Here is a 12101-nt window from a genome sequence, read left to right as displayed (position 1 = left end):
TCCAGGCTGGAAGCGGCGGCCGGCGGCCGCAGCCGGTGTAAGATGCGCTGGCCTATCGTCTTCCTTCACGGTGCCGCAGTGTCCACAGTGTCCGTCGCCTCCACCGCGCCGCTCCGGCGCTTCGCCGGCTACCGCCGCCCCCTCCTCCTGACGCTGGGCGGCTGGGCCCTGTGTGCGCTGGTGTTCGCCGCCCAGTCCCACGTCGCCGCCGCGGTGCGCGGACAGCCGCTGCCCTGGGGCGGCACCCTGGCGGCGTGGTCGGTGTGGTCGGGCGCCTGGGCGCTGCTGACGCCGGCCATGCTGTGGCTGGCCAGGCGCCTGCCCGTCACGCGCCAGGACGTCTGGCGCGCGCTGGCGCTGCACGCGGCCGCCAGCGCCGGCTCGGTGCTGCTGCACCTGGCGCTGTACGCGGCCGCCGCGCCGCTGGTGGGCGCGCCCGGTTTCACGGGCGACTGGAGCGCCACCTATGCGCGCCTGATCGGCTCGGCCTTCCTGCCCAGCCTGGCCGTGTACTGGGTGCTGCTGGGCGCGGTGCAGTTCCTGCGCCTGCAGCAGGCGGTGCATGAGCGCGAGCGCCGCCAGCTCGGGCTGGAAGCGCAACTGGCCGAGGCGCGCCTGCTGGCGCTGCGTTCGCAGCTGCAGCCGCACTTCCTGTTCAACACCCTGAACGCGATCGCCGTGCTCACCGGCGACGACCCGGCCGCCGCGCGCCACATGCTGCAGCTGCTGTGCGCCCTGCTGCGCAAGGTGCTGGACAAGGACGCCAGCGCCGAGGTCACGCTGCGCGAGGAATGCGATTTCATCACCAACTTCCTGGAGATCGAGCAGATCCGCTTCGCCGACCGCCTCAGCTACCGGATCGACATCCCGCCGCAACTGCTGGGGGCGCGCGTGCCCAGCCTGGTGCTGCAGCCGCTGGTGGAAAACGCCCTGTGCCACGGCCTGGCGCCGCGCGCCCGGCCCGGCCGCATCGTGGTCAGCGCCCGCGCCGAAGACGGCATGCTGCAGCTGGCGGTGAGCGACGACGGCGCCGGCCTGTCCCGCCACATGCGATGGGGCATCGGCCTGTCGAACACGCGCGCCCGCCTGCAGCACATGTTCGGCGAGCGCCAGCGCTTCGCCATCGGCGCCCGGCCCGGCGGCGGCACCGTGGCCACGCTCGCGATTCCGCTGCGGGAGGGTGCATGCGCATCCGCACCCTGATCGTCGACGACGAGGCGCTGGCGCGGCGCGGCATCCGCCAGCTGCTCGAAGGCGACGCCGGCATCGAGGTGGTGGGCGAATGCGCCGACGGCGCCTCCGCCATCGAGGCCATCGCCGCGTTGCAGCCGGACCTGGTCTTCCTCGACATCGCCATGCCCGAGGCCGACGGTTTCGACGTGATCGCGGCGGTCGGCGGCGACTGCATGCCGGCCACCATCTTCGTCACGGCTTACGACCAGTATGCGGTGCGCGCCTTCGAGGTCCAGGCGCTCGACTACCTGCTCAAGCCGGTGGAGCCGGCGCGCCTGCGCGACGCGCTGGCGCGCGCCAGGACCCGGCTGGCCAGGCCTGACAGGACGGACACGACGAACGACCTGGCGGCACGCGTCGCGGCGGTGCTGGACGAACTGGGCGCCAGCCCGGCGCGGCGCTACCTGCGCCGCCTGCCGATCCGCAAGGCCGGCCGCGTGCTGCTGCTCGACGTGGATGAGGTCACCCATTTCGAGGCCACCGGCAACTACATCGAAGTGCACACCCGCGAACGCATGCACCTGCTGCGCGAGACCCTGTCCGGCCTGGAGGCGCGGCTCGATCCGGAGGCTTTCCTACGGGTATCCCGCTCCTGCATCGTCAACACGCGCGACATCCGCGAATTGCAGCCGCAGGCCAGCGGCGACTTCGTGCTGCTGCTGGACGGCGACAGCGAGGTGCTGGGCAGCCGCCGCTACCGGACCGGGCTCGACGCGCTGTTGCGCGGCTGAGCCGGGCCGCTTTTGACGGCGACGGTTGGATAGCGAACAGAAGACAGGCGCCCAAAGCGCCTACGCTCGTCATTCAACCGTATGCAGCCAGGAGAATGAGATGGCATTTGATTTGGGAAATTTGTTGTCGCAATACCTGGGCGGAGGCAACCAGGACCGGGCCGCGGAAGACTTCGACCGCGTGGCCCAGAGCGCTCCGCGCGAAACGCTCGCCGAGGGCGTGGCCAGCGCGCTGCGTTCCAACCAGACCCCGCCCTTCCCGCAGGTGGTCAGCCAGCTGTTCGGGCAGAGCGATGCGAACGGCCGCGCCGGCATGCTGAACCAGCTGCTGGGCTCGCTCAATCCGGCCGTCCTGTCCTCGGTGGCGGGCGGCATGTTCGGCAACATGTTCGGCGGCGGCAAGCAGCTCAGCCCGGAACAGGCGTCCCAGGTCTCGCCCGAGCAGGTGCGCGAGCTGGCCGAGAAGGCCGAGCAGCAGAACCCCGGCATCGTCGACCGCATGAGCGCCTTCTATGCCGAGCACCCGACCCTGGTCAAGGCCATCGGCGGCGCCGCGCTGGCACTCGCGCTGGGCCACGTGGCGCAGCGCATGCGTCCTCCATCCACCAACAGCAATGAAGGAGATAACATGGGTATCCTGAGCAATATCTTCGGCAAGATCTTCCCGAAAGCGCATGCCGCCAACAAGGGACCGGCGGCCCAGCCGCAGGCACAGGCGCCGGCACCGTCGTCACCATCGGCACCGCAGGCCCAGCCGCAGGCAGCCCCCCAGGCCCAGCCGCAGGCCGCGCCTGCCGCGATGGAGCAGGTGGATGTCGAGGCCATCCTGACCCAGATGCAGGCCTCCTCGGGCCAGCAGTTGAACTGGCGCAGCTCGATCGTCGACCTGATGAAGCTGCTTGGCCTGGACAGCAGCCTGCAGGCGCGCAAGGAGCTGGCCGCCGAGCTGCACTACACGGGTGACACGGGCGACTCGGCCAAGATGAACATCTGGCTGCACCGCCAGGTGATGAACAAGCTGGCGGCCAACGGCGGCAAGGTGCCGGCCGACCTGCGCGACTAGGTAGGCCACTGCTACTACGGGCCGTTCCCGTAGGGTGGGCGGCTGCACCTGGCAACTAGAACGACTGCCGTCCTGTGCGCCGCCCACGCGGTGATCAAATGCCGCAAGATCATCCGGCACGAGAACGGGACCGCCAAGGACACTACCGCGTGGGCGGCGCGAACGCTGCGGATAATCCGCGTTTCCCGGTGGAGCCGCCCACCCTACACATCCCTCGTCAATCCGCCAGCGCCGTATTCGCCGCCGTCCCGCACGAGAAGCAGAAGCGGGCGAAGGCGTTCTTGCGGCTGTTGCAGCAGCCGCAGCGGTCGAACAGGCCGATGCCGCAGTGGGGGCAGAAGTCGAGGCTGGCGTCCTTCAGGTCGAGCGGACGCTCGCAGCCCGGGCACACGCCCTTGCCCAGCCGGGCCTGTACCGTGTCGTAGCGCAGGGTCTGGCGGCGCTGCGCGTCCGGCAGCGCCTCGGCTTCCTTCTGGCGCGCGAGGTAGCGCTGCAGCGACTGGATCGCATAGCGTCCCGCCAGCACCGTGACGGCGATGCCGACCAGGTTGCGCACATAGCCGCCATAGCTGGGCAGGTAGGGCACCAGCTCGAAGAAGAAGGCGAACAGGGCGAAGAAGATGAAGCCCCAGGCGAACGGCCAGTAGGTGCTCTTGCGCTTGCGTGCGAACAGCCAGCCGGCCACCGCCAGCAAGGGCAGGGTCAGGGCCAGGCGGTACAGGAAGACGCGCAGCTCCAGCGCACGCTGGGCCTCGAGGACGGCGGCGCGCGCGGGCGCTTCCAGCGCCTCCCAGCGCGCGTCGGCCTTGCGCTGGGCCTGGTCGGCGTCGAGCAGGATCTGCTGCTGGGCCTGCACCGCGGCGAGCGCCGCGCGTTCCTGCGCTTCCAGCGCATCGAGCGCGCGGGTGCGCCCGATCAATTCGGGGTCCTGGTCGGGGCGCGCGGTGGCGCGCCGGGTGGCGAGCCAGTTATCCAGGGTCTCGCGCGCGGTGCGGGTATTCGCCTGTGCCACCTCGTGCTTGTGGCTGGCCTGCTCGAATGCCAGGCCGGCGGCGGCATGCCTTTCCTTGGCCTCGGTCTGCTCGCTGCGCAGGCGCGCCACCTGGGCCGGGTCCATGAACTGCTCGAGCGTGAGTTCCGGCTCGACGTCGCCCAGGTTGCCGATGACGGCGCTGCCCAGGCCGACCAGGAAGGCCGCAAACGCGAACGCGACCAGCCACAAGGCCCGCTGGAGCCATTTTTCGGTGAAGCGCAAGCCCTTGCCCATGTTGTCCTCCCATGTCGATGGAAGAGGCAGCTTGCCACGAAAGGAAATTGCATTCCAGCAGCGCGCACAAGAACACGCGCCCTGCACCACCGGGTAGCGGCGCGCGCTACCCGGCGCGGGCCCGGCCCGTCAGAAGTAGGACAGCCCCAGCGCCTTCTTCACTTCGTCGGTGGTCTGGGCCGCCACCTCGCGCGCCTTCATGGTGCCCTCCTTCAGGATCTGCAGCACCTGGCCGCGGTCCTTGGCGAACTCCTCGCGGCGCGCGCGGATCGGCGCCAGCAGGTCCTGCAGGATGCCTTCCAGGCGCTTCTTGACCACGCTGTCGCCCAGGCCGCCGCGCACGTAATGGGCCTTCATCTCGGCCAGGCCTTCCTTGTCCTGGTCGAAGGCGTCGAGGTAGATGAAGGCCACGTTGCCTTCCAGGTGGCCGGGGTCGGACACCTTCAGGTGCAGCGGGTCGGTATAGACCTGCTTGACGGCGGCGCGGATCTCGTCGGCGCTGGCGCCCAGGTTGATGGTGTTGCCGAGCGACTTGCTCATCTTGGCGCGGCCGTCGATGCCGGGCAGGCGGCCCACTTCCGGCACGATCGCCTTGCACTCGAGCAGAATGTCGTGATCGGGGCTGTAGGTGCGGTTGAAGCGGCGCACGATCTCGTTGCACTGCTCGATCATCGGGATCTGGTCTTCGCCCACCGGCACCACGGTGGCCTTGAAGGCGGTGATGTCGGCGGCCTGGCTGGCCGGGTAGGTCAGGAAGCCGGCCGGGATGTCGCGCTCGAAGCCGCGCAGGATGATTTCCTGCTTCACGGTCGGGTTGCGCTCGAGGCGCGCCACCGTCACCAGGTTCAGGTAATAGAAGGTGAGCTCGGTCAGTTCCGGGATCTGCGACTGGATCAGGATGGTCGTGCGGGCCGGATCGATGCCGCAGGCGAGGTAATCGAGCGCCACTTCGACCACGTTTCGGTGTACCTTCCCGATGTCATCCATGTTGTCGGTCAGCGCCTGGGCATCGGCCAGCATGACGAACTGGCGGTAGCTGTCCTGGTAGGCGACGCGGTTGCGCAGGCTGCCCACGAAGTGGCCGAGGTGCAGCGGACCGGTCGGACGGTCTCCGGTGAGGATGACCGGCATGGAAGGAGAAGTTGCGGTAGCAGGGGTGGGGGAGCTCATAGGGTTTCCTTGTCTGTGCCCCGATCCTCCTGCGCTGGATATGAAAACGCCACCTGGATCGAGGCGGCGTTAATCGAAATGCAAATCATTCCTGGGGCCGCGCGTCAGGAGCGGCGCCACCAGGTCAGCAAAAATTGATGTGCTTTCGGAAAATTCATGGACTGCATGGTTGCAGGTTGGCGCGCCGCTGTCAACCGCTTCCCGTCCCATGGCCCGCTGGCCAGCCCCCCTTTCGACACTTTTACGCCTGGGAGGCTGCGTTGCGGGGATTTTGTTGTTATAAAACTAATATGGTGAGTGATGAATCCACAAAAGAGCACGAACAGCCAACGCCCCCCACTGGAACTGTGGGGCGGCCTCGAATGCACGGTCAACCGTGTCCGCGACGAGTATTTCAGCCAGCTGGACCGTAACGGCCATGCCGGACGCGCCTGCGACATCGGGCGTTTCGCCGCCACCGGCATCCGCGCCATCCGCTATCCCGTGCTGTGGGAACGTACCGCCCCCGAGGGCATCGACGGGGCCGACTGGTCCTGGCCCGACGAACGCCTGCAGGCCCTGCGCGACGCCGGCATCACCCCGATCGCCGGCCTGGTGCACCATGGCAGCGGCCCACGCCACACCAGCCTGCTCGACCCCGGCTTCGCCGAACAACTGGCCGCCTACGCCGGCGCGGTGGCCGCGCGCTATCCCTGGATCACCTACTACACCCCGGTCAACGAACCCTGCACCACCGCCCGCTTCGCCGGCCTGTACGGGGTGTGGTACCCGCACGGCCGCGACGACCGCAGCTTCGTCCAGGCCCTGCTGAACCAGTGCCGCGCGGTGGTGCTGTCAATGCGCGCCATCCGCGCCGTCAACCCGCAGGCGAAGCTGGTCCAGACCGACGACCTCGGCAAGACCTACGGCACCCCGGAACTGGGCCACGTGGCCGAGTTCTACAACGAGCGCCGCTGGCTGGCCTGGGACCTGCTGTGCGGCATGGTCGACGAAGGGCACGCCCTGTGGGATTACCTGCTCAAGACCGGCATCGCGGCCGAAGAATTCCTGTGGTTCCGCGACAACCCCTGCCCGCCCGACATCATCGGCGTCAACTACTACGTGACGTCCGAGCGCTGGCTCGACCACCGTCCCGAACGCTTCCCGGAACACCACCGCGGCGTGGCCGACGGCATTCCCTGCGCCGACATTGAGGCCTCGCGCGTGCTGGCCACGCCGACCCCGGGCATCGCCCCGCTGCTGTCCGAGATCTGGGACCGCTACGGCATCCCGCTGGCCATCACCGAGGCCCACATCGATGCCAACCGCGAAGACCAGCTGCGCTGGCTGCTCGAGATCTGGCAGGCGGCCCAGCAGTCGCAGCGCAACGGGATCGACGTGCGCGCCGTCACCGTGTGGTCGCTGCTCGGTTCCTTCGACTGGAACAGCCTGGTCACCCAGAACCGCGGCTACTACGAGCCGGGCCCGTTCGACGTGCGCTCGCCCACCCCGCGCCCGACCGCGCTGGCACGCATGATGAAGGAACTCTCGCTGGGCGCCCCGCTGTCGCACCCGGTACTGCGCGGCCAGGGCTGGTGGCGCCGTCCGGGGCGCTTCCTGTGCCACCCGCCGGTGGCCACCCCGGCCGCCCTGACCTCGATCGCGGCCGACGGTGCGCGCCTGGTGGGCACGCAGGCGGCGCCGATCCTGATCCTGGGCGCCACCGGCACCCTCGGCCGCGCCTTCGCCCGCGTCTGCCGCCGGCGCAACCTGTCCTACCGCCTGCTGTCGCGCCAGGAGATGGACATCGCCGACGCCGCCTCGGTCGAGCGCGCCCTGGCCCAGTACCAGCCCTGGGCCGTGATCAACACCTGCGGCTACGTGCGCGTGGACGAGGCCGAGGGGGACGCCGCGCGCTGCCTGCGCGAGAACACGTCCGGCCCCGCGATCCTGGCCGCCGCCTGCGCGCGCCACGGCATCCACCTGACCACCTTCTCCAGCGACCTGGTGTTCGACGGCAGGCAGGACCGTCCCTACGTCGAATCCGACCCGGTGGCGCCGCTCAACGTCTACGGGCGCAGCAAGGCCGAGGCCGAGGTGGCGGTACTGGACGCGAACCCGGACGCGCTGGTGGTGCGCACCAGCGCCTTCTTCGGCCCATGGGACGCCTACAACTTCGTCACCCTGGCGCTGGGCGCGCTCGAGCGCGGCGAGCCGTTCGCGGCCTCGAACGACCTCACCATCACCGCCACCTACGTGCCCGACCTGGTGCACGCCTGCCTCGACCTGGCGATCGACCGCGAGGCCGGCATCTGGCACCTGTCGAATGGGGGCGAACTCACCTGGGCCGAGCTGGCGCTGAAGGCGGCCGGACGGGCCGGCATCGACGCCAGCCGGCTGGAAGCGCGCGCCATCGACTACCCGGCCGCGCGGCCGCGCTACTGCGCCCTGGGCAGCGAGCGCGGCATCCTGCTGCCGCGCCTGGACCAGGCGCTGGACCGCTACCTGGAACTGCGCAACCTGGACGATCCGGAAATCGTGGAACTCCAGCACACCGCCGAGAGCCGCCAGCCGCTGGCCAGCGGCCACCGCCAGCAGGAAGAAACCCCGCTGGACGCGGTGCAGGCCAGGAACTGCTGAATCACCCAGGCCTGTTTCACGAGGCGGAACAATGTGAGGGGCATTGTTCCGCCAGGCGAAACGGTAGGGCGGTTGGCTCCGGCCGCGCGTTGAGCTGACCACGCCCCCCGATCTTGCCTCGAGTACGAGAAGACCCTACACTGCGCCATCCCGCCCCCAGGCGACCATCCACATCGACCAGGATCCCATGCGCCGCCTGTCCGCCCTGCTCCTTCTCCTGTTCACGCTGCCGCCCGCGCTGGCAGCCATCCCGGCGGACACCCACCTGCCGGCCGGCATCGGAGCCTGCAGCGTGGCCGCGCCCTGCCCGGTCGCCGTGCTCAGTCCCGGCTACGGACTGGCCGGGACCGACTACGGCTTCCTGACCCGCCAACTGAACGGCATGGGCTACCTGGTCCTGGCCCTGCGCGACAGCGCCGGCGGCGCCACGATCGACCGCGGCGCGCCGATCACGCCCCAGGTACAGGCAATCGCCCGCGCCACCGCGCGCGGCATCGCCGCCCTGCTCGCCGAAGGGGCGGCCCGCGACCGGCGCTTCGACTGGCGGCGCGTGCTGCTGGTCGGCCATTCGCTCGGCGGTGACAGTTCGGCCCAGTTCGCCGCCGATTACCCGGGTCGCGTGTCGGCCCTGGTCAGCCTCGACAACCGGCGCGTCGCCCTGCCGCGCGCCGACGGCATCCGTGTGCTGTCGATCCGCGCCAGCGACACCGTCGCCGACCCGGGCGTGCTGCCGGACGAAGCCGAACAGCGCCGCCATGGCAGCTGCATCGTGCGCATCGAAGGCGCGCGCCACAACGACATGCAGGACGAAGGCAGCGCCCGGCTCAAGGAAACGATCCTCGCCATCCTCGAGACTTTCCTCGCGCCGGCGCGCCAGCCGGCCTATGCCTGCGCCCCCGCACCTGCCAGTTAGCGCCGGGGACCGCCTCCTTCCACGTTACAATCCGGCCCAGCCACCACTTCTTCGTCGATACCGTGCAAGAGCAACACGCCTTTCCCTTCCTGCGGGAGATCCTCCTGTTCCTGGTCCTGTCGGGCATCCTGATTCCGATCCTGCAGCGCCTGCGCATCAACCAGGTGGTCGGCTTTCTGGCCGTCGGCACCCTGGTCGGTCCCTTCGGACTGGCCCTGCTGGCGGACGATGTGCCCTGGCTGGCTTTCCTTGCCCTGCCACGCGACCAGGGCACGGCGGCACTGGCCGAGATCGGCGTACTGTTCCTGATGTTCATGATCGGCCTCGAGCTCTCGGCCGCGCGCCTGTGGGCGCTGCGGCGCTGGGTGTTCGGGGCCGGCACCGTGCAGGTGCTGGCCAGCGCCCTCCTGCTCGGCGGCGGCCTGCTGCTCGCCTCCGGGCTCGACACCCGCAGCGCCCTGATCGTCGGACTGGTGCTGTCCTTGTCGTCCACCGCGGTGGTGATGCAGCTGCTCGCCCAGCAGCGGGCCACCGGCAGCCCGCTCGGCCAGGCGGCCTTCGCCATCCTGATGCTGCAGGACCTGGCCGTGGTGCCGATCCTGCTCCTGATCGGCGCCCTCGGCGGCAAGGGCGGCGGCGACGATGTCGCGCTGCTGGCCGTGCTCACGCTGGGCAAGGCCGCGCTTGCCATCGGCCTGATCTACCTGGTCGGCGGGCGCGTCGTCCACAAGCTGTTCCGCGTATTTGCCGACCACCGCCAGCCGGACGTCTTCATGGCGCTGATCCTGCTCTGCACCTTCGGCATCGCCGGCCTGGCAGCCAGCGCCGGCCTGTCGATGGCGCTGGGCGCCCTGCTCACCGGCGTGGTGCTGGCCGAGACCGAGTTCAAGCACGAGGTCGAGCTGGTGATCGAGCCGTTCAAGGGCCTGCTCATGGGCCTGTTCTTCATGAGCGTCGGGATGAGCATCGACACCCGCCAGATGCTCGAGGCACCGCTGCTGCTGGCCGGGCTGGTGGCCGGCCTGGTGCTGCTCAAGGCGCTGGTGGTGGCGGCCGTGATGCGCGTCGGCGGCCACCCATGGAGCCGCGCGCTCGAGGGCGGCCTGTTGCTGGGCCAGGGCGGGGAATTCGTGTTCGTCGCGATCGGCTACGCGATGAGCGTGCAGGTGCTGGAGCCGGCGCTGGGCGCGCGCGTCATGCTGGTGGTCGGCCTGTCGCTGTTCCTCACCCCGGTGCTGGCGCGCCTGGGCCGCGCCATCGGCCAGCGCCACGAGCGCACCCGCGACCAGCAGCAGGCACCCGACGACGGGGCGCTGGCATCGGCACGCGGCCGCATCATCATCGCCGGTTTCGGACGCGTTGGACAGCAGCTGGCCAAGCTGCTGGGCGAGCAGAACATCCCCTTCATCGCCTTCGAATGCGACGCCAAGCTGGTGTCCAGGCTGCATGCCGAAGGCAAGCCGGTCTACTTCGGCAATGCCGCGCGTCCGGAACTGCTGCACCATGTCCATGCCGACGAGGCGCCGGCCATTGTGCTGACCATGGACCACCCTGCCTCGGCCATGCGGGCGGTGCGCAGCATCCGGCGCGACTTCCCGCACGTGCGCCTGTTCGTGCGCTCGCGCGACGAGAAGGACGCGCGCGCGCTGCGCCTGGCCGGCGCCAGCGTGGTGGTACCCGAGACGCTCGAAGCGAGCCTGCAACTGTCGGCCTTCGTGCTGGAAGCGATGGGCCTGGACGAACGCACCGTGGATGGCATCGTCGACCATGAGCGCGAGCTGGTCAACGCCAAGCTGCTGGCGCCTGGACACACCCCCTGAGCACGGGCGCCGGGCGCGGCGCGCCCCTCAGTGCCAGTCCTTGTCCGGCTGCGCATCGAGCCGGTGCGCGGCATCGACCACGTCCTGCAGCTCGACCGGATCGCTGAAAGGGTCGGCGTCCAGCTCGGTGACGCGGTTCAGCGCTTTCTGCCAGCGCCGCAGCTCGTCGACATAGGGCTGGTGCGGCACCCGTTTCAGGTCGCCGTCCTGTTCGGCCAGGTCGCAGATGCCGTTCTTGACCCACTCCCCGGTATGCCAGTCCGGCATGTCGACCGCCGGGAACAGGCAGATGCCCTGCAGGTCCATGCCGCGCCGCACCGCCGCCAGCGATTCGCCCATCACGTCGCGCAGCCAGTCGGCGCGGCCGTGTCCCAGGCCGCTGGTCTCGCCGATGATCATCGGCCGCCGGTAGCGCTCCCAGACCGTGCCGAGCATGTCGCACAGCGGCGCGATGCGTTCGTCGCCGGGCGGCAGCGGCGCATGCGGTCCGCTCTCGCGGTACTCCATCTGGCCAAAGGAATAGACGTTGGCGCCGACGATGTCCAGCAGTTCGGGCGCGCCGCCGCATTCCGGATGCGCGCGCCCGGCGATGATGTCCCAGGCCAGGAAGGTATCGGCCTCGGTCTCATGGCGGGCGGCCTCGGCCTGGTCCGGACGGTCGCGCGGCGCCACCACCCGCACCAGCGGGTCGATGTGGACCAGGCGCGCCTGCGGATCGACTTCCCGGATCGCCCGCGCGCCGGCGATCGCGGCGCGGCACAGCGCCACCCGCAGGCGCATGCGTTCCGCGCGGCTGCGGCGGTAGGGCGCGGCCCAGCCCCATTCGCCGGCGCAATAGGAAAAGAAGGTGATCTCGTTGACCGGCGTGAAGAAATGCGGCCCGCGCACCCGCGGCAGCACGTAGCCGGCGGCGGCGCGGCAGTAGGCCGCGAAGCGCGCCACGAAAGCGTCCGAGAACGGATCGAGGTCGTCCGGATAGCCGTAGTGGCACAGGTCCCACACCGGCAGCACCTGCGCCGCGTTCATCGCCGCGATGTAGGGATCGATGAGCGAAAAATCGCACTGGCCGGCACGGTCCACCAGCGGCCAGGGAATGCCTTCGCGCGCGACGGCGATGCCGAGCCGCGCCAGCATCTGGTAGTCGGCCGCGGCATGGCGGTCGTGCGCCGTCTCGGCCACCAGGTTGCGCCGCACGCAGTCCTCGCCCCAGAGGAAGTTGGAACACTCGAAGCCGGACAGAAAGAAAGTCGGGAAGATCCCGGGATGCCGTGCCATGCGCCCTCCT

General features: G+C 69.9%; 9 protein-coding genes. 6 read left to right on the top strand and 3 right to left on the bottom strand.

Translation table 11 applies throughout. The features are described 5' to 3' along the window. The first annotated feature begins 78 nt into the window (after window positions 1–78). The 3 genes from LCI23_RS10200 to LCI23_RS10190 all read left to right on the top strand — a co-directional run bounded on the left by LCI23_RS10200 (window position 79) and on the right by LCI23_RS10190 (window position 3027). Complete coding sequence (locus LCI23_RS10200) at window positions 79–1203, top strand: sensor histidine kinase (RefSeq protein WP_224946353.1); 1125 nt, start codon at window positions 79–81, stop codon at window positions 1201–1203. Then, window positions 1185–1964, top strand: coding sequence for a LytTR family DNA-binding domain-containing protein (locus tag LCI23_RS10195; RefSeq protein ID WP_224946352.1), 780 nt, complete (start codon window positions 1185–1187; stop codon window positions 1962–1964). Before LCI23_RS10200 ends, LCI23_RS10195 begins: the two co-directional genes overlap by 19 nt. Before the next feature lie 628 nt (window positions 1965–2592). Beyond that, on the top strand, window positions 2593–3027 hold the full coding sequence (locus LCI23_RS10190) for a DUF3597 domain-containing protein (RefSeq protein WP_224946479.1): 435 nt from the start codon (window positions 2593–2595) through the stop codon (window positions 3025–3027). Between the two features lie 217 nt (window positions 3028–3244). On the opposite strand, the gene LCI23_RS10185 is transcribed toward LCI23_RS10190, so the two are convergent. Beyond that, a complete protein-coding gene (locus LCI23_RS10185; RefSeq protein ID WP_224946351.1) occupies window positions 3245–4294 on the bottom strand; it encodes a zinc ribbon domain-containing protein in 1050 nt (349 codons plus the stop codon). Between the two features lie 129 nt (window positions 4295–4423). Continuing rightward, the gene (gene trpS, locus LCI23_RS10180) at window positions 4424–5464 is read right to left on the bottom strand and encodes a tryptophan--tRNA ligase (RefSeq protein ID WP_224946350.1); all 1041 of its coding nucleotides are present in this window, start codon (window positions 5462–5464) and stop codon (window positions 4424–4426) included. Window positions 5465–5764: 300 nt separating this feature from the next. On the opposite strand from trpS, the gene LCI23_RS10175 reads away from it, so the two are divergent. The 3 genes from LCI23_RS10175 to LCI23_RS10165 all read left to right on the top strand — a co-directional run bounded on the left by LCI23_RS10175 (window position 5765) and on the right by LCI23_RS10165 (window position 10816). Continuing rightward, a complete protein-coding gene (locus LCI23_RS10175; protein ID WP_224946349.1) occupies window positions 5765–8083 on the top strand; it encodes a family 1 glycosylhydrolase in 2319 nt (772 codons plus the stop codon). 187 nt (window positions 8084–8270) lie between these two features. Further along, window positions 8271–8996 carry an alpha/beta hydrolase gene (locus LCI23_RS10170; protein WP_224946348.1) on the top strand — a complete coding sequence of 242 codons (726 nt, stop codon included), beginning with the start codon at window positions 8271–8273 and terminating at the stop codon, window positions 8994–8996. Window positions 8997–9058: 62 nt separating this feature from the next. Then, window positions 9059–10816, top strand: coding sequence for a cation:proton antiporter (locus LCI23_RS10165; RefSeq protein ID WP_224946347.1), 1758 nt, complete (start codon window positions 9059–9061; stop codon window positions 10814–10816). A gap of 27 nt (window positions 10817–10843) precedes the next feature. Here the strand turns inward: LCI23_RS10165 and LCI23_RS10160 are convergent, their stop codons facing one another. Then, complete coding sequence (locus tag LCI23_RS10160; protein ID WP_224946346.1) at window positions 10844–12091, bottom strand: b-glycosidase; 1248 nt, start codon at window positions 12089–12091, stop codon at window positions 10844–10846. Window positions 12092–12101: the final 10 nt, after the last annotated feature.

Source organism: Massilia sp. MS-15 (assembly GCF_020176695.1).
GTDB classification, from domain to species: domain Bacteria; phylum Pseudomonadota; class Gammaproteobacteria; order Burkholderiales; family Burkholderiaceae_D; genus Telluria; species Telluria hydrophila.
This window is presented reverse-complemented; position numbering and strand designations above follow the sequence as displayed.